Genomic DNA, 19090 nt, shown 5'->3' with positions numbered 1-19090 from the left:
CAGTCGCTCACTGTAGGCCAGCGCCGTGAAATGTCGGAAGGCTACTGCCTCTACTTGATTTCGTTCAGCCGCTCAGTGAACCAGCCAATCCAGTCCTGGTTAGGCGCTAAACGACCACTCGTTTTCAAATTCTGCTGAATCTTGAGACCGCGCTGCAGATAACTCCGCCGCTCATCGGCCGTGATGCCCGCGTGCGTACCGAGTTTGGCGCAGGAAACAGCAACATCATTCTGCCACTGGGTGTTGGCGGGATCGCGTGCCGCCAGCGCTTCACCAATCGCGAGCCCTTTGCGGTACGCCGTGAGGGCGCCCGGCCCGTCCCCCTGCGCCACCAACACATCACCGATCTTGTTGTGACTGACGGAAAGGTCCCGCTGCCACTCGGTGTTGGCAGGATCGCGTGCCGCCTCCTCCACTACAATATTCCGCGCCGCGGTATACCGCTCCAACGCTTCGCCGAGGTGTTCAGTGCGTAAAGCGAGATCGCCTAGAATGGTCAAAGCCACCATCCGATCCCAGCTATCGCTGCTCCTTTCAGCTTCCTCCAGCGCACGGGTGAGGGCATGGTTCGCCTCATTGGTATTCCCCACGAGCATCTGAGCCTGCCCGAGAAGACGCCAGCTATTGGCATGACTGGGTTCCAGTTCGCATGCGCGGCGATAGTAGCGCACCGCCTTGCCGATGTCGCTCAGCAACGCCAGGTTGGCGATGTGACGTGCCGCCTCTGCGGCCTCGTGCGCTGCGACTTGAGCTGCCACGCTCCGCTCTCGCAGCACCCGCTCGAATTCCGCTTCGGCACCGGCTGTGTCTCCACGGCCCAGTGCTTCCAGCGCGGCAGTGATGAGCTCAGCCCTCTGCGATGCCGGACGTTCCGCCAACTGCCCGGTCAATGCGACAACGGTCCCTGTCAGGGCACGGATCTGATCGGTTTGGAGGTGTTTTTCCTGCTCCATCGCCCGCATGCGCGCCTCGGCTTCGCCCACTCGGGTGATTAACGTATCGACATCCGCCGCCGGCGCCTGACCAGTACACTCGGCGGCCGCACCGATCAAACGGCGAACATCGTCTTCCCAACCTTCCTCACTGAGAGGATAGGCATTCCACTCAACAAGCTCGTGGAGTTCTGTGGGTAGGTCGGCCTTCTTGGGAACCTTGGCTCCTTCTACCAATGTCAGAATGATGGTAAGCCCCTGAGCGGAATGGGCCAGGGCGGTCACGAGTTCGTGACGAACCATGTCATGTTCGTCAGCGAGACGAGGGCCGTTGGTCGCATCGCACCAACGAAGGCCGATCACTGACAAGCAGACGGCTGAGGCGGCCAACGCCTGATCGATTTTGAGACGCCACTTACCTGCTCCTATACTGGCGACATCACGAAACACCTGATCCCGCCCGAAGGCGATGCGCAGCCAGTCGTAGAGCCGACCACTGGCGCCGCGAGCATCATCCCGACGATAGCTGATGAAGATTCGAGTCCGGCCATTCATAGGCTGCGTCATCTCACCAGTCCTGACCAACGATCTCGGCCGTACGGCTGCTTCAAACAAATCCCTTGAAGTGCTCCGGCGACACTTTGCGCGTCGCGACGGCTTGGCCCACGCGCAGCAGCTTGTCGATGTGCTCGACGGAATCCAGTTGTTGCACATCTTCTGGTTTGATCTCACTCAACCCCAGATCGGCGAGGCCTTGTTTGCTGAGCTCTGCGTTATAGCGCATATAGGTGAAGAGTTTGGGTGAAACCGGCCCCTTCTTCCCGATGAGATCCCCCACCTCTCGATCGAGCAGATCCCCGGCCAAACAGTTCCCAAAGACCCGGCACAGCAAATCCTGTTCATTGAGCGCAGCATACATCAACGCAGAAGGCAGCGATGTGGCGTTGTACATCACATTCAACTCTTCAGGTGCCAAATTGAAATTCGCCTGAGGACTAGTCCCAGTGCCGATTGACACCACCAGCAACTGCTCCTCCCCGGTCGCCCACCCCATCTTATACGGCTCCACAGTCGCCATCAGAAAGGCTTGGAAGGAGGGATTGTTGTACATAGTAATCCCACCATCGACGAAGATAAATTGATACTCCTTCGGCGTTCCCGGAGCGAACGTCACTACTTCAGGGGGGAAATACACCGGCGCCGCTGTACTCGCACGGATCAGTTGCCACAGCGGAATATTGAGATTGCCGTCCTTTCGGTCCCGCTGGTTGTACTTCGCAAAGGGATTATTCGACATAGGCCACGGGGAATCCGTCGTGGCGTTGCGCATAACCATCATGAGGACCGTCTGCAGCTTGTCACTCCCCAGCGTGGTGTCCTTGCCGAATACCTCTTGTAACTTTTCCGCAAGCTTCTCATCCTCATACTTATGGCGAAAGCGTTTGAGCACAAAGGCTTTATCGAACATCTTCTCGCCGCTACTGATATAGAAATCACGGATCTCGGACACCTTCATGCCATAGGAAATGCAGGCCGCGATGATCGCTCCCGTACTCGTGCCCGCGACGAAATCAAAGAAGTGGGCCAGTCGAAAACCCTCTCCCTTGTTCAGGTTTTTCCGCAGAAGGTTCTCGATTTGCGCCAGCACCTCGATGGTCATCATGCCGCGAATCCCGCCGCCGTCGAGGGCAAGAATTTTCTTTGGTCCTTTGGCCGTGATGCGGGCGTTCAGATGCTCGCTCATGGTGCCTCCTTCCTCAGATCGTACGTGATCGTTGATACATTGGGCTTCTACTCGTGAGCGGTCATTGGGCGCTCAGCTGCGCAATCTCCAGCAACCTCGCCTGGCTGGAGCGGATCTGGCTCTCAGTGGTTTCGAGCATCCAGGCCGGCACCCTTAGCGCTCGCGCCCGGGCCCGCCACTTTTGCGCCTCCGCTTCGTCGCGCAATCCCATCGTTGCTTCCCAAAGCGTCGCGACAACCCAGTAGCGTTTGTCGTCCGTCATATCGTTCGCAAGCGCCTGCTCAGCATAGCGAATCACATCACGTCGGATTCGCCTGGCTTGCACGACGTCCGCGACGCCTTCATCGCGTTGGCCAGCCTTGAGGGCAATCAATCCTCGAAGGTCAAGCAAGAGCGCGAGGTTGATGCCGTTGTAGTAGTCCTGCTTGAGATAGAACCCACGCTCATAGGCCACGATGCTCTCGTTCAGGTCTGACTTCTGACCATTGAGATCCCACAGCCGTTTGTGAATCGCGCCCCACAGCCCCAACGTCTCCGGATCGTTGGTCGTAGCCGGCGACAGTTCCTCAAGAATCTTTTTGGCCTTGAGCAGAGCCGCTTCGGGGGTCGGCTGCTTGGCCTTATAGGTTGCCAGCGCGAGCTGCTGGACGATGAAGCTGTCGTTGGGCCGTTGCTTATGAACCTCCTCCATCAGCGGACAGGCGGCGACGAAGTCACTTGCCGCAATCCTCTCCAAGGCGGCATCCAATGAGGACTTGGCGCTTTGCGCAGCCGGGCCGGCATCGGTCCCATTCTGGTTGAAGCCAACCGATCCTCGCGTTCCGCCTGTCGCAGCCGCAGCTGCCTTCAGCTCAACCGAAGCCGCCGCTTGCTCCTCCCGCGGCGGGCTTAGCCGAGGCAAGAAGGTATAGACCGGACTGTCGGTCTTGGGCTCGGCAAGGATCTCCGCGATGGCCTGCTTGAGATCGTCACGGAACCGCTTCGCCTCCTTTGTACCGATATCCTCTCCCAGGTGCTTATAACGCCGGATGACGATATGACCGACATCAAACGGATTCTTGAAGCCCTCCTCGGCGACGATGATGGTGGCATGGGGCCTGAGTCCATAACGCACGCCCAGTTCGAAGGCGGCATTGACGTTGTACGTCGAAAGATCCGCTATCACCAAATCCGCCTGTAACAGTTGCTGGTACATCGGCAGATCGATGGTGCCGGAATGCTGAATCTCGTCGGCACGGATACACTTGAGTCCAGCCACCTCAACCGCTTCCTTAATAATGGCGTAGGAGGCATCCAAATCGAGTACACGACCGTCAGTGAAGTCCGTCTTCTTCCCGAAACCTTGGACGACAAAACAGGTAGTCATCGGAGCATCCCTCCCCTCTGATCAAAACCGAAATCAACGATTGCCCGCTTCTCCATCTAGCGTTTTCTTGCCGGCTTGAACCGACGCGCCGCCTTCTCCCGACCGGGATTCTTCGCCGGTTTCCGTTTGGTCGAGGTCTTTGAACTCGATGATGAGGCGGCAGACTGTTTTGTTGTGATTCGTGCAGGATCCTCAGCCTTCTTCTGTGGCTGCAACTGCTCTCGGATATACTCCAAAGATTCAATGGTCGTTTTGATGGCCTGTTCCCTAGAAAAAGGAAGTTTCTTGAGGATATCTCTTACGAATGTCATCTGAGTCAGAGCTGAATCCTGTTCTCGCTGAGATGCAGCCGATTCGGCAAAGGCCGATCGATACTGCGCGACAAGAGTATCCCCTTCCTGTAAGAGTGTCCGCCGAAGAAACGCTCGGATGAGTGCCACATCGGCGATGGTGACCGCATCCCATGCACTGCGTGTCGCGTAAAACCGCTGTTGCGCCAGAGACTCGCATTTCGCGAGCAACGATTCGATATCGAACCCCTTCTTCCCTAACAGAGCCTGGACTACCAGTTCATTGATGATCGGATAGGGATCCGGTGTTCCTTCGTCCTGGAGCCGCTTGGCCGCTCGGCGGTAATAACCAGCCGACTGTTCCAGGTGAGTGTTCATCTTGGAGGGATCGCTTTCCAGTCGTGCCAGTCTCTTATAGGCGCTGCCCATGATGTTCAGCCGTTCTGCCGTCTCCGCAATGGCGAGAAGATGCTTGCCTCTCTCGATAGCCGTATCGATTATTGTCGTGTCACCGTCTGTCTCTCCGAGCCGTACGGTGAGGTTGATCCATTGTTCAATCGCACGTAATGTCGCAGGATTTGAAGAATCTTCGCTTTCGGCCGCCTGTTTGTAATGTTGGGTGGCTTCTTTGAAGAAGCCGCGCTCGCCGTAGACCGCTCCGAGTCGCTCCTGAAGAGGTCCCTGTTTCAACCAGTCTGACGCACAGCTCTGCTGAATTTTGACGGGGTTTTCGTTGCGAGAAAGTCGTTCGAGCTTGACGAGGGCTTCCTCGACGGCAACGGGAACATCGTCAAGATCGAGGGCATACGCTCGCGAAGCTGGATCGAGGCAGAAATCCGGATCTCCATAGGCCTGATATGCCCCCCATGTGTTGGATTCCGGAAATCTCGTCCACGTTTGCCGTCTGGCTTCTTCCAGCGCTCGACCGAAGGAACGGTTCTCGAGGAGTTTCGTATAGAACGCTTGCGCAAAACAGAGGGCCGCGTCGTCTCGAACAGGCCACCCAGCTGCCACGACTGCTCGCACGCCTTTCCTGATCAATTCGCGAGAGATGCTGGCGGCCATCTTATTGTAGGCGGTACCGCCGATCTGACCGAGGTAGCAACAGTTGAGGAACACGAGTTCCGGAATCGGATCCAGCATCGCTATCTCTGCGGCGGTGAGAAAGAGGCCGTCGTCGAGCACGACGCCGGCCTTCGCCCCAGCCGTTTCAATGTCCGCCTCGCTGTAATAGCCATGTCCGGCAATGTGGATGATGCGATAGGGTCGAGCAAAGAGTTGGTTCAAGACTTCGAGGGCTCCAAGCCGTTGATTAGAGTGGGTCACTTCATATTTACCCTTGCTTAGCAAGGAAGCTACGAGCTCCGCTTCCTTCCTAGCACCAGGAAGCTCCGGATAGTTGGAGGGAGTGAGGGGATCTCCGACCACATACGCGCTGGTTGAAGTGGTGTCTCGCGGGCGCTTATCGTAGTCGACGGTTTCAAGTTGCCTGATCATGCCCATCCGAACGCAGAGGGGCTTGTCCGTATCAATCATCAGCTCCCAGGGATAGTTGGCCGTCACGTCGTCGAGAATGAAGACCACACGATCCTGGTTGAGGAGGCTGTCCTTGAGGTCGGGAGGAATCAATAATTGGAAGAGCGTTTTGGCCATATCTTGCTTGAACGTCGGTTGCCTGATGGATCGTTGAATCAGTTGAGCGATCAGTTCAGGCTGGTTCTCTTGCACGGTGACTTCAGCTCTCGCTCTGTCTGAGAGGGCAAGATACCGGAGTTTGAAAGGCCGGCGAGGTGCGTGTTTCTCCTCTCTGAAGCCTAACTCAAGGAGGGCATTCCAAATCTGAGGATCTCTTTCCGGATCCGCTTGCAATATGGTGCGGAGGCGATGCTTCAGGGCTGGCGGCAGGCTCACGGCTTCGGGAGCAGGAACGTTGGGGACCGCAGTGATGGTCCACCGGCGCCAGTACCCTTCGCTGCTCGTCGGAACCAGCCGGGTCTGACCGTCTTTGCCCTTATTTAATCGAGGATCCACCTCAAGCTCCGTTTCGAGTTCGCGTTCGATACGCTTGGCCACGCGCTGTATGGACTTTGCCGCATCGACCGCTACATCGAGATAGAGTTCGACGAACTGGATGTGTGTCACGCGAGGCAATGCATGGTTCTCTTTCTTGACGGAAGGATTTGCGAGGGCACGATTGGCCAAAACGACGCCGCGCACAATGGCATTGACCGAATCCTCCACGGCAATGTTGGCGGAGGTATTTGATCCGATCAGCAAACTGTTGATCGTGAGTCCCGATGCCCCCATCGATGGGTCCGCCAAGCCGTTGGACTGGTTGATGTGCAGGCCATACTCCATCACACCCTGCTGGACGGCTTGGGTGAGTGCCGAAGGCCTCAATACGCTCCACTTGCCGAGTCCGATGACAATCGCGCCATGTTGCACACCCAAGGATTTCTGAATAGCATTGGGCGGGGCCAGCACGACGGCCACCGTCCCCGATCGTCCCGGATAACGGCCCAAGTGGTAGCGTTGCGACAAGGCCTTCCCGACAAGGCCGTCTACGATCCGCTCCGCTCCGGCAATGGTGTCGCCTTCGTAGTGGCTCATCAGGATGGGATGATTGGTGTGCTTGAGATCTCCGTGCAACACGGATACACGGAGCTTGTCAGAGGTCCGTACTTGGAGGGATTTCTGTTTTTTGCCGAGAAGACCGGCCTCCAAGTCGGCTGCGGTGGGATAGAGGACGGGCTCGGATTCATACTCGAAGATCGAGGCGCCGCCTCGATCGGCGCTCAGCGGCGATGTGGAGAGGCGAGTGGTCACGCCTTCATCGAGTAATTCTCGATAGGCAGCGAACGCGGGCTGGTGGTCCGCTAAGTCGCCGTGCTCGGCATCGACATACCAAACGGGAATGTCCGGAAGAAGGCCCGCTTTGTAGGTCACGCGTCCGTCGCCTTCTGCCGTGGCTTGAAAGAGCAGGCGACCGTCCGCGACCTGTATTCCGCATACGGTCTTGGGGGCCCATCCCGCCACATAGCGAATACAATCGGCGTGGGGGATCTTTTCGGGAAGGTCCTGGACGGCGGTCTTTGCGGCCGAAAGTAGCTGTGCGTTGAGCCGGACTTTCGACTCCATGACCGGCCGTAGCCCTGCCCAGGTGTCGGCTGAAAAGTATTTCCAATTGTTCTTCTCGTCCTTTTCATGGGGCAAGAGTTCGAGCGCACCCTGATAGGCTGCTACAATGTCCACGATTTCGCTCGTGGTGTGATCAAGATCGAGTAAGGCAAGTTGCTTCACTGTCTTTGCCATTCCGGACAGTGACTCGACCATATCGTAGGATCCTCGGTTGGGCGTTCCGAGCATGATAAACCGGGACCCCTTCCGCTCACACAACGCCGTCCAGAGTTCCGGGTGGTCATGGATGAACCGACGAACCACCAGGCCGCCCATACTGTGGGCGATGAATCGGATCGGCTCACGAGTCCGTTCCGCTACCTTTTTCACTTCGCCTGCCAGCTGAGAGGCGGCCAGTGTAATGGAGTGACGCCAATCGTAGCCGAAGGGGATGACTTCATGGGAATCCGCCAGATAGTCGCACAGGGCGCGGTAGTAGGAGCTGACAAGTCGAGGGACGGTGACGTTCGGTGCACCCATGGCGATTTTGCCGATATGGCCCCGGAGGAGGCTCCAATAACTCAACCACACATCCTCACCATCTGCCTGCAACTCCGAACCCATGATTCCCGGAAGCACGAACACCACCGGCTGGCTGGCCCCGGATCTCGTTTGAATGGAACGCAACATGGGAACCGGTTCCACCTTGGCTTCTTCGAGCGAGCGAAATTCAGGAGGCCATTGCTCCCCGGAGTTCGTAATCGACTGAACCAGTAAATGGCGAGTGCGGGCATTCCTGAAATAGCGGAAATGCGAGACATCGGACCCCTGGTCGAAAACATAGCGGGACGCCCTGACGCGGCGCACCCCATGGAACATGGATTGAGTGTTGACAACCAGGTCATTGTCTTGATTCTCATACAAGAAGGCGTCGGTCATGAAGACCCCCAACCGTTTGAACCAGTTTTCACCTTCAATGTCTCCTGCCACGACGCCGAGGTCACCGGCAGCCGCAATCTCCGGGTGATTGAGCAACGCAACGAGAGGGGATCGGGGAACCATCGACTCAAGGCCCGGAAGCTGGGATGGATTCCAGCGGCCCTTGACCACTTCGAGCGTGATGCGCTTGGCAACATGGTGCAGCGGAGACTGGCCGACGCCGGGAATCAGACCGATCAGGCTGGTCAAGACTGAGAGAAAGCGATCCAAATTCTCCGAGGCCAGCAACGTCCCTTGCGTGGGGCACGCCACACGGATGAGCCGAGTGATTTGAAACTTTTTCCGTTGAAGAACTTTCGCGAGCTCTGCCAACTGCTTGCGATCATGTTGGTCTGCCTGGATCGATGGGCCGCCTTTCCGCCTGAACTGACCGATATGTTCGGACGACAGCTCCTGAAGACACAGTAAGTCGGCAACCTGCCCCCCGCGCGAATGTGAAACCAGAGACAGTTGCGCTCCGTCCGGAAGTGCGTTCGCCAGAGTCAACGCATTATCGATCGGGCTCTGACTCATGGTGCGGTGTTCAAAGGCGTAAATGTCATCCTTGAAGGTTTGTGTGAGCGCCTCCCATTCGGAGGAGGCATCGTCCGTGTGCAGCCCTCCAAAACTGCCTTTCGTACTGGACGCCGTTCCATGGATGAAAAGCAGAAGAGGTTTACCTGAATGGATCGTGCCAGGAGATGTCAGCGCGGGAGCATGTTCTGACTGTGGCTTCGCCCAACGATAGAGTCCTTCTTGAGGATCAAGTTGTTTCTCGATCAGCCAGATGATGAGCTTCGTCGTGAGCCAGCTTCCGAGTGCATCAAATTTGGTAAACCCGTACTGTTTGAGCCAGTCCGGCCATTTAGCTGGATCTTCCGCCTGCTCCCAGATCTCATCCCGTTTCAGCCGTAGGATTCGCAACGCACCTGTCGCGATATCCGACCTCACTCCTCTGCTCGGAGTGCCAGGTCCAAGAACCGATTCGATGTCCAGTTCCTTCGTTTTTCGCAATTCTGGCTTCAACCGATATCGTCGATCTCGATAGGCTGCGACCGATGTCCAAATCGATACGCCGTCTTCGAGGACGAACTCGATGAGATCGTCATCTTCGGCATCAATCGCGATGGGCCCCTCACCTGCGGCGCGAGCCGTTGCACCCACATCAAAGGCACCAAGAACCTCTACAGCATCAAGCAAGTGACCCTCGGATTGATCAGCGCGCTCGGGAAGCAACTCCCCTCGAACCGCAGTTTTAGCGTTCTCCGTTGAGGTAGGTAGGCCGAAAATCCGGAGCTTGGTACTCATGGGAACTCCTGTGCGATATTATGGGTTCCGTAAAGACCGCGGCGGCCTGGAGGCCGTCGTGGCGTTTATCCCTTTAACTGAGAAATTGGCGATCGAATGAAGTCTTCCGCCCTTCCAGTTGTGGAACCTGATCGAAATCGTTCTTCTTCAGTTTCGTGACTGTCTGCTGATGGAGCTCCCGATAGGTCAATTTGCCCTCAGCTTCTTTGATCGCCTCAACTAAGTAATAGGTCAAGGCCCCGTTATAGGTCCCTCCGATATCGGCATCGGCTGACGTTTGGGCATCCCGACAGCCGGTGATCAACAACTCTTGAATATCCGCATGGACGATATCGCTCCTTCGCTGGCGTCCGCGTGGCGCCTTTCCCAGCTGGCTTCGAAGGACCCCACGCAGCTTTCTGCCGGACTCGGTTGCCATGAGGTCGAGTGGGCAAGGAAGGAACCGCTCTCTTCTTGGTGCATCCGGCGGCGTGATAGCACGAGTGATGCTGCCGGAATGGCAACAGTCCATGATCACCGTGAGGCTCACCCCCGATCGAAGTTTATCGAACGTCTTTCGAAGCCAATCATCGCGCAGCGTGTCTTTCCAATCCAGATCGGTCGGGCACAAGATCTCATCCCGATGGTCCGCTTCGTCGCCGTTGTCATCCGGCACATTCGACCCATGCCCAGAATAATGGAGGAGCAGGACATCGCCCTTCTTTCCGCTCGCAATCAGTTTCTGGATCGCCGATTGCATCGCCTTCTTCGTTGCCTTCAGATCGGTAAGGGTCGCGATGTCTTTATCCGCAAAACCATAGTATGACTTCAGCACCCCACTCAGGTTCTTCACGTCATTGACACAGCCGTTCAGATCCGACCCAGGAACCCGATACTTGTTGATCCCGATGAGCACCGCTCGTTTGGCCATATGCACTCCTTTCTGTGATCGAATAGATACAAGACAGATCGGGACAAAACTCGAGATGCGCTTCGATTTGTGGACTGAGCAAGCATCTTGCCAGTATGAACAGCAGAAGGACATAGCCGGATCGCATCGCTATGTACTCTTTCTAAGGATAATTTTCACTATGGTTTTTCTACGGCAGCGAGGAAGGTGTGGAACCGCTGCTAGACCGGCTGGAAGCGGTCGGGGGGAGGATCTAAATTGATACAGCCCTGTATCGAAATGGATACGGCGCGTTAAAGAGCGCGGCTATCAATCCAGGTGACTTGACCAGTCCGGCGATTCACTTCGCGGTACATGTGGGCGGTGCCGCCGGGACCGTCCCCTCCCCCGCCGTCCCAGAGGCAGATGAACTGCACCCTGCTGATGCCATACGACAATGCCGTATAGAGTAGCCAGAGATTACAGCGCTCATAGGGATCGACGCCCTTCGGTGGAGGACCGAGTTCGCCTGGTGCTGAGCGAATGCCGATCAGGGTTGTTGTAAGCTTTGCTTTGGCAGCCAAGTACCGATCGCGCCAGGTTTCGCCCCGACAGACCACGGATCTCTGGATAAAGTCCGGCTCGTCGAACGGTTGCAGCCACTGCACCCTCACCCCTCGCTGCTGACAGGCCTCGGTGAATAACAAATCACCGCCACAGGCACCCTGGGTGAGGGCCAAATCCTCGGGACCGGCTCCGAGTTTCTGTAAGGCTTCGGCAATTTTCTGCACCACAATCGGTTCCTTGGATGCGGGAAAGCGCGGAGTTGGCCTGGTCGGCGAGTCGATCATATGCCCGCTGAAGAGGAACACCTGTCTCGGCTGCCACTTATCTTCCGGTTTTTGGAGCTTCTGTAACGCTCGATCAAAAACGGTGATGCCGGCCTCCACATTGTCCAGCCGGAATCCTAGATCTTTGAGAAGTTGCAACTGTGCACGACTTGATTTGAGCGCAAACCAATCCTTGTCGTTCTTGGCGAGAGCCTCCTTGAAGGCAACTTTGGTACTGTCCGCGGTCCCGACCAGGACTTCGAGATCGCCGAGCGTCGCCTTGGCCCAGAAGGCTTGGTTAGGATCAGTTTCCATCTCAGCCGCAAACCGCACGGCTCCGGCCATTGTCGCCATCTCTTTGTCGTACCGTGCCTCCTGGGTGAGGTACCGATACAGCTGCATGAGGGTCTGGGCGTTGATGCCGGAGTAGTAATGACCTGGATAGCGGCGGTAGGCGGTGGCATAGCTTTCGATCGCCGCCCGCAGCAACGCATCTTCATAGGCCGCGTCATCCCGCAACTGTTGCGGTGTCTTTCCCGATTGCTGCCAGGCCGTCACCCAGGCATCTTTGTCCACACGTCCGAGCAGCGCCCAGGTTTCGGGATCGGTTGGAAACGCGTCCAGCACTTCTCGATAATGGGTCCGTGCGCGATCCAGCGAATGACCGGGCTTGCCCTCTAATGCCAGCCGTTGCAAACAGATCCCCTTCTCCCGGAGCCCTCGCAAATTGTGGGGCTCGATGGCGAGGCCTCGTTCCAGTTGTTCCAGTCCAAACGTGAATCGTTCGGCCTTACGCAACGCTTCGCCCGCAGTGAGCCAAGCTTCGGCACGAAAAGCGGCGATCGGCGCCTCGTCGGCGAGCACGAGCACATCTCCGATCTGACCTGCTTTTCTGGCTAAACCGATACGTCGTTCCCAGTCCTTATGCCGTTCCCAAAATTCCCGCGCGTCGCCGAGCCGGAGTGACTTCCAATCAGGCTCTTGAAGATACGGCAGGAGATTATAGACCGGGCTCACCTTGCGACCGTGCCAGGATTCCATGGTCGCCTGTACCATCTTGGTAAGGACTACCCGATCCTGTTCCAACGTTGCGGGATCCGGGCCGAGACCTTTGATGGAGTACCGGAGTTTGCGATCGGTATAGAGATCAAAGGCGGTGGTCACTCGCCCACCACTGATTAAAACGACGCCCCTTGCACGCAACGCGTGGCGCACACCGAGTTCATACCAGACATTGGGGTTGTCGATCGTGAGATCCGCGACCACCAGGTCCGCGATGAGCAACTCTTGAAACATGTCCGTGCGAATGTCGCCGGCTCGCTCCTCTTCGTCCGCTCGGAACACCTCGAGCCCTGCGGCTTCCAGTGCCGGTTTAATCAGCTCCGAATAGACGCGATTGAAGTCAATCTCAGTGCCTTGGTTGTCTTTTTTCACGCCAAACGGCATCGCGACAAAGGCATGGGGTTTCATGGAAGATTCCCCTTTATGGTCATCAAGATCATTCGGATTTCAGGAAGTGATAGAAATGGTCGCATTTCTCGGACAAGATCAAAGCGCCATTGAGTCACCGGGCTAACGACCATATTTGATGTTCCAGATACGTAAGAGTTCGTAACAACCTTGATCAAAATCTTTTCGAAAGTCAATCCATTGAAAGCTGGAAAGAGTCCATGAGAGTTTGTCCGCATCGCAGGTCTTGTACAGGATCGGAACGATCCGCTCCTTGAAGCGGTGTGCTTGCAAAGCATAGATCAATTCATGCTTGACCCACTTGGAGGAGACCGAATGCGGCGAGAGCACGACCACAAACCAGTCGCATCGTTTCAACGCGGCTCCGATTTCATCATGCCATTGTTGAGCGCCTTGGATATTCTTCTTGCTGAAGAAGGTCCCCACGCGATGGGCGCTGAGCGTCTTCGCCAACCGACTCGCAAAGGCGAGATTCTTGCTGGAATGTGACAGGAAGACTTCAGTTGGCTTGGCGACGCTTCGTTTCACGGGTATCTTGGGGGTGGGTCAGCAATTCAACAATGCGTCGGCTGGTCTTGCCGGGCTCCTCGTAACGGATCATCTGGAGGGTTTTCAGAATCCAGGGCATTTGCTCGGTTGGGCGGACGACAACCGGAATCAGCCGTCCGCGTAAATGTTTGGCTCCTAATGCATATTCGATTTCATGAGATACCCACCGGGATTCCATGGCATCAGGCGAAACGAACAGGACGATCGCCTCAGCCCTATTCAACGCTTTCTCCAGATCCGCGGCGAAATCCGAGCCGGGAAGCAGTTCCTGCTCGGGATCCCAAACCTCCAAACCGGCTTGCCGCAAACGGTCACCAAGTTTTTGGGCATGCTCTCGATCAGCCCGTGCATAACTCAGAAACACTTTCCTAACTGGACTATCCATGTGAATCAGTCTACTCGAATCACGCCATCAAGACAATTGCGGAACCAGGTATCGAGAAGGATCAGGACAACGAAGTCAATTCGTTGCTCCTCATGTCACGGAAGATGTCTTCTCGTCCGCCTCCTTTTTGTCCTTGAACACCTGTGTGATGTAGGACTCAACCTCTTCGCGGCTCAGCGCCTCAACCCGCGTCGCGAAGGCTGGATAGGCTTGAATATGGGTCTGGTTGGCGTAGCTTCCGCTCAGCTGGAGAAACTGCCAGCCTTCGCTCTTGAGCGACTCGGTCATCCGGCGATAGTGCCGCCACCGCTCGCCATAGCGAAAGAACTCCTCCACGGCCGCACTCATCGCCACCACAAGGCTGACGATGAACGTGATCGCTTGAACCAGCCCTTGCATCTCGCTGCTGAAGTTCAGGCTGACCAGCGACGGTACGATCACGCCGCCGATGATCGTCGCCAGACGCAGCCTGCGATACCACCAGACGGACTCCTGCGCCTTCCCATCCATCCAAATGACCAGCTCCAACCACCGCGCCCGCATAAACTCCTTGTTCAGTTCCGGCAAATCCAGGGATGCGATGAGCTTGTCCATCTCGGCCCGCATGGACTCATGGTCTGTCGTCTTGCTTAGATTATTCATAGGCTCCTCCATCGAGTCGTTCACTCCAACAGAAAGGTTGATCGTCTCTCATGGCCCTTGTCGTCGATCCTCCCAGTGACGTCGGCGCTATCCTCGCGGCGATAGGAAATCAGGATCTTGCTCATGATCCAGCCATCACAAAAGACATTGGACTTCGTGAAGTGCCTTTCCCCTTCAACTGCTTGGCACTCAAGAATCCAGATGTTTTCCCGCGTTCGCTCGACGCAAACCTATACTTAATGAGATGGGGGGTCAACGTGGTACCAACCGCAGAGAAAACTTACTTTTGAACTCTTCTCATCACCGAAATCCCATCCCGAATCGTACCAGTGCTCATGTGGTTGACGGCTAGACGGCGATCTCGAATTGAATGCGCTGATAGGGGACCGATAGGATGACCGCATCTCGCAGCCGAGGTCCCGATTTGGCTTCCACGAGCCCAAGCTCCCTCAGCACGTTGACATCGGCACGTACGTTCTTGAAATCCCGATGTACCAGTTTGGCGAGTTCTGCGAGCGATTGTGGTCGCCGTGTACGGATTGCATGGAGAAGGGCTAATCGAGGCTCCGTGAGTACCTGACGCATGGCTTCTACGCTGATAAAATACACACCGGTTCGCTTCGTGACCCTCCGTCCGGCTTTAATGGCCTTGAGTGTCTCTTTGAATTCCGACAGCCCCTCTTCAAGGGAGCGTACTCCGACTTTGAGCCTTTTGACCTTCATTTCCGTAGCTCCTTATCTCATGGCCGCCGCGTCCGCGAGAAAATCTTTCACCAACGTCTCGATAGACGTAAATACATATGGGACCGTCTCATCCCGATGGTGCCGGTGATCTCCTTTCCGTTCATGATTGTCGTAGCCAACCAGTCGCTGACCATTGAAGACATACACCAGAGAATACTTGTAACCTCGTGGCGTGTTCACCGTTCTTGGGACCTGATAGACCTTCATTTCGGTGATGACTCCAACCTCGTCAATGTACTTGGTATGGAGAACCAATCTGCCATTCGGCATAGGGCATTGGACACCATAAGCTAGGGGCTCGTCAAGCTATGCAGCCCGGAAAGAGCGCTGGCGGAAAGCACGAGAGGAAGATTGGAAAAGCAGGGAAAGCCAAGGGTGGCCGAAGTGAGGCAGAATTCTACGTTTTTCTCACCAGCAAAATCCCGTCACGGATCGTGACCAGGACGGCGGTGACGCGGGGATCAGCTGCTACGGTCTGATTGAGTTCCTGAATGGCGGCGGTGGATTCATCAGGCGGTGGCTGTTTCAAGACTTCGCCGCTCCAGAGCACGTTGTCGATCAGGATCACGCCGTTCGAGGCAGGTGGTTCGAGCGAACGTTGTGTAGGTCTAACAGGCTGCGGAAAAACCCTCCGTTCATCCTTCGAGAGCCTCAGGACGAACGGAGTGGTCGTTGAATATGCTGAGGTTTTCCGTTCGTGCTGAGATTCTATGGTTCATGTCAAGCATTTTGTTATTCGCTCTGGATTAAATGTTGTCCGGTAATGATGAATAGACCACGCGGTCCGGGCGATTTTGCGAGCGATGATCACCAACGAGGCGGTCGTACTCCAGCCTTGCGTGCGGTACGATTCGTAGATCGGTTTCCAGACGGTAGTTTTGACGGCCGACATCGCAGCGTTAAACAGCAAGCGGCGCAACTCGGCCGGGCCGCGTTTGGACAAGCGGCGGCGACCGGCTTTCTGTCCCGAGTCATTCGCCCGCGGATCCAACCCGGTGAAAGCGACGAAGGCATCCGCCTTGCGAAACGGTACGCGCTCCAACGTATTGGTCAAGCTGAGGCCTACCAGGGGACCGACGCCCACAATGGTTTGCAACCGATGTTGGGCCTCCTGGTGTTGGGGCGAACCAGCCGCAATCGCAGCCATGGCCGTATCAATCTTGGCAATCAACGCCTCCAATTTGCTCATCACGGCCTTGAGTTCGGCGGCAAAGCCGCCCAGATTGCGCATCGTCAGCTTGAGCGTGCCTTGGAGACGGACAATCGTGGCACGCCGTCGAATCAGCTGATCCAGCTTGCGTTGATTCGCCGTGGGAGGCGTCTAGGCACGCAAGGGCGTGTGCTCTTGCGCGATGAGTCGGGCAATCAATTCCGCATCCACCCGGTCGGTTTTGGCCCGGTTGCCCATGGCCTTGGCGTAGTGCCGAGTATCCAACGGGTTCAGCAGGAAGACGGTATACCCGTGGGCCTGCGCCAGGGCCGCCAGCAATTCATGATAGGTGCTGGTGGATTCCAAGCCGATGCGGCTGCCGGCTGGGAGAGATTTCAGCCATGTCCGCAAGGGGGCCCGCTGATTGGGAATACGCTGGACCGGAAAACTGTGCTCGGCACATGCGACCACAACGGCGTCTTTGGCCACATCCACGCCGACATTCAGAACGGGTTGCATCATCGTCGCCTCCTTGAAAGCAGAAATGAATGACGCTGGGGTGGCACACACCAACGTGAGCTTGCAGACAAATCGGCGGTCAGGGGTCCTGCCGCGAGATTCTTCATCGACGTTTGTGGTGTGGGTGGGAGAGTTCTCAGACAGTCTGTCCGCTGTGCGGCAGATGCTAGTCGATGTCCCTCCACCCCAGCTCCTCGTAGCTTCTCAAGAATGAACGGTAAAACACCATACAAGCCTGTCGAAGCACACAGATCAAATTTTTCCGCAGCCTGCTAAGCGAGGGTTACGCTGGCGTCATCGGTCGCAGCACGTGATACCACCACACAGACTCCCACGCCTTCTCGTCCATCCAAATGACCTGCTCCAACCACCGCGCGCGCAGGAACTGCTTGTTCAGCTCCGGCAGCTCCAACGCCTCAATGAGCCTGCCCATTTCCGACCGCATCTGCTCAGGAGCTTTCGGTTTCTTCAGCATGGTCACCTCGCAGGAAAAATTCAGAGTCGGAGCAAAGGGTCAAAGAACAAAGGGCAAAGGGTTATGGAATGTCCTGGGCAAGGCGGAAGCCGATGCCGGAGTCCCGGCCGCCGACGCTGCTCCCGTACCGGAGCGATGCACGCAAGAACTCCGGTTTGTTACCCCAGGAACCACCGCGGACCACGCGCCGGCCGGCTGCTTGTTCGTACCAACTCGTACACCATTCCCAAACATTCCCTGCCATGTCACAGCACCCATGGGGACTGACTCCCTTGGGATACTGAGTCACCGGCGTCGTGAGGCTAAGACCTGTCTTCACGCTGTTGCATTTCTCCTTGTTGAACTGGTCCCCCCAGGGGTACTCCCATCCATCTTTGCCCCGTGCAGCCTTTTCCCATTCCTGCTCGGTCGGGAGCCGCTTGCCAGTCCACTTGGCAAAGGCTTCTGCCTCATAGTAAGTCACACCCACCACAGGATGATCTGCTTTGTTCCATTTCACGTCATTCCAATATCGAGGATCTGTGATGTTATTCTTGGTTTTCCACTCCCACCCTTCAGATGACCAGTAGTGCTGATTTTCATAGCCGCGAGCCGTGATGAATGCTCCATACTGCTGGTTGGTTACGGGATACTTGTCTATCCAATAGTCATAGTCGATCGATTCACGAGTTTTCTGTTCACCGTACAAGAATGGCCCTTTCGGCACGATCACCATCTCCACTGGCGCGGCAGAGTGGCCTAGCTTCCTCTCTTTGAAATCATGTTTAGATTGCTCATCCGGTTTCGGCTGAGGTTCGCTTTGGGCACGAACCTGTTGCTTGAGATACTCGATCAATCGATCCATGTCCCGGTGAAAATCGGGATCAGGACGTACCTCGATGCCGTGACGGTAGGACAAATCTCGAATGCTCTCCGGGAGCCGATCAGCGGGTGGGATGGCAGCCCTACTGACCAGTACTGGAATCACAGGAATCTGGCGCTTGAGCGCCGACTCGACCTCAATGCGGACGAAATCTCCCGGGTCATCGAGTCTGGACTTGCCCTTACTGCCCCGTTTTTTCACCCAATCCCGCCCAATCACCGCGAGGAAGACATCGCACTTGGCGACCTGCTCATCCAAATACTTCCGAAAATCGACCCCGAATGGAATGGAATCGACATCCTTGAAGATTGACCCTGCGCCGAACTGTTGGACGAGCCGGTCGTAGATCCGCCCCGTGACATCGGCACTATCCTCGCGGCGATAGGAGATCAGTATCCTGCTCATACTCTGTGCTCGGTCCTACAAGTCCGGTCATGGTGAGCACGTCGAATCATGAACTGAACGACACGTGTCCGACCGCCCTTCGACCAGCTCAGGGCGAGCGGAGTGTCACAGGAATTAAAAGTTCGCAACATGCCCACCATGCCAACCCCTTCAAACGCATCCCACTGCCTTGTTTCTCGTCTACAAACGCAATTTCACGAGACGTTCACGAGTGTTATGAAAACTCGTGAACACACAGTGCAAGGAACCGCTCTTTATGGTGTGACGGCACCGGCGATGAATGTGTATCGCCATAACGACGTATCAAAGTAGATACCGTAGAGACCTGTACAGATACCATAAGTAGGAAGGGTTAGGGAACCAGGGCTTGATCGACTCGGGAGGCATGAGACACTCAAGCCTGCCTTTCTTGTCGTCGCGTTCTCGACTCGGCCCTTTGAGAACAGCCTGAACACG

At 56.2% G+C, this 19090-nt stretch carries 16 protein-coding genes; all 16 read right to left on the bottom strand.

All coding sequences use genetic code 11. The annotated features are described in order from the left end of the window. Nucleotides 1-50 precede the first annotated feature (50 nt). The 16 genes from P0119_20625 to P0119_20550 all read right to left on the bottom strand — a co-directional run bounded on the left by P0119_20625 (nucleotide 51) and on the right by P0119_20550 (nucleotide 18634). A complete protein-coding gene (locus tag P0119_20625; protein ID MDF0668461.1) occupies nucleotides 51-1499 on the bottom strand; it encodes a hypothetical protein in 1449 nt (482 codons plus the stop codon). Nucleotides 1500-1539: 40 nt separating this feature from the next. Next, nucleotides 1540-2676 (bottom strand): patatin-like phospholipase family protein, encoded by a 1137-nt coding sequence (locus tag P0119_20620; protein ID MDF0668460.1) that lies wholly within the window; start codon nucleotides 2674-2676, stop codon nucleotides 1540-1542. A gap of 61 nt (nucleotides 2677-2737) precedes the next feature. Next, complete coding sequence (locus P0119_20615) at nucleotides 2738-4042, bottom strand: TRAFs-binding domain-containing protein (GenBank protein ID MDF0668459.1); 1305 nt, start codon at nucleotides 4040-4042, stop codon at nucleotides 2738-2740. 56 nt (nucleotides 4043-4098) lie between these two features. Further along, nucleotides 4099-9735, bottom strand: a complete 5637-nt coding sequence (locus P0119_20610) for a CHAT domain-containing protein (GenBank protein ID MDF0668458.1) — start codon at nucleotides 9733-9735, stop codon at nucleotides 4099-4101. Nucleotides 9736-9808: 73 nt separating this feature from the next. Then, nucleotides 9809-10645, bottom strand: coding sequence for a caspase family protein (locus P0119_20605; protein ID MDF0668457.1), 837 nt, complete (start codon nucleotides 10643-10645; stop codon nucleotides 9809-9811). A 272-nt stretch (nucleotides 10646-10917) separates the two neighbouring features. Further along, nucleotides 10918-12903, bottom strand: coding sequence for a hypothetical protein (locus P0119_20600; protein MDF0668456.1), 1986 nt, complete (start codon nucleotides 12901-12903; stop codon nucleotides 10918-10920). Nucleotides 12904-13005: 102 nt separating this feature from the next. Continuing rightward, nucleotides 13006-13431 carry a toll/interleukin-1 receptor domain-containing protein gene (locus P0119_20595; protein ID MDF0668455.1) on the bottom strand — a complete coding sequence of 142 codons (426 nt, stop codon included), beginning with the start codon at nucleotides 13429-13431 and terminating at the stop codon, nucleotides 13006-13008. Then, nucleotides 13403-13837, bottom strand: coding sequence for a toll/interleukin-1 receptor domain-containing protein (locus P0119_20590; GenBank protein MDF0668454.1), 435 nt, complete (start codon nucleotides 13835-13837; stop codon nucleotides 13403-13405). Before P0119_20590 ends, P0119_20595 begins: the two co-directional genes overlap by 29 nt. A gap of 90 nt (nucleotides 13838-13927) precedes the next feature. Beyond that, complete coding sequence (locus P0119_20585) at nucleotides 13928-14479, bottom strand: DUF4231 domain-containing protein (protein MDF0668453.1); 552 nt, start codon at nucleotides 14477-14479, stop codon at nucleotides 13928-13930. Nucleotides 14480-14827: 348 nt separating this feature from the next. Next, entirely contained in the window at nucleotides 14828-15202 is a 375-nt protein-coding gene (locus tag P0119_20580; GenBank protein ID MDF0668452.1) for a hypothetical protein, read from the bottom strand. Nucleotides 15203-15214: 12 nt separating this feature from the next. Then, entirely contained in the window at nucleotides 15215-15493 is a 279-nt protein-coding gene (locus P0119_20575) for a DUF6516 family protein (protein MDF0668451.1), read from the bottom strand. A gap of 127 nt (nucleotides 15494-15620) precedes the next feature. Then, entirely contained in the window at nucleotides 15621-15791 is a 171-nt protein-coding gene (locus tag P0119_20570; protein ID MDF0668450.1) for a hypothetical protein, read from the bottom strand. A gap of 147 nt (nucleotides 15792-15938) precedes the next feature. Continuing rightward, a complete protein-coding gene (locus tag P0119_20565; GenBank protein MDF0668449.1) occupies nucleotides 15939-16454 on the bottom strand; it encodes a transposase in 516 nt (171 codons plus the stop codon). Nucleotides 16455-16544: 90 nt separating this feature from the next. Continuing rightward, nucleotides 16545-16895 carry a transposase gene (locus P0119_20560; protein MDF0668448.1) on the bottom strand — a complete coding sequence of 117 codons (351 nt, stop codon included), beginning with the start codon at nucleotides 16893-16895 and terminating at the stop codon, nucleotides 16545-16547. Nucleotides 16896-17175: 280 nt separating this feature from the next. Then, entirely contained in the window at nucleotides 17176-17367 is a 192-nt protein-coding gene (locus tag P0119_20555; protein MDF0668447.1) for a hypothetical protein, read from the bottom strand. 61 nt (nucleotides 17368-17428) lie between these two features. Then, the gene (locus P0119_20550; GenBank protein MDF0668446.1) at nucleotides 17429-18634 is read right to left on the bottom strand and encodes an SUMF1/EgtB/PvdO family nonheme iron enzyme; all 1206 of its coding nucleotides are present in this window, start codon (nucleotides 18632-18634) and stop codon (nucleotides 17429-17431) included. Nucleotides 18635-19090 lie beyond the last annotated feature (456 nt).

Origin of the sequence: Nitrospira sp. (genome assembly GCA_029194665.1) — a bacterium.
Taxonomy (GTDB): domain Bacteria; phylum Nitrospirota; class Nitrospiria; order Nitrospirales; family Nitrospiraceae; genus Nitrospira_D.
This window is presented reverse-complemented; position numbering and strand designations above follow the sequence as displayed.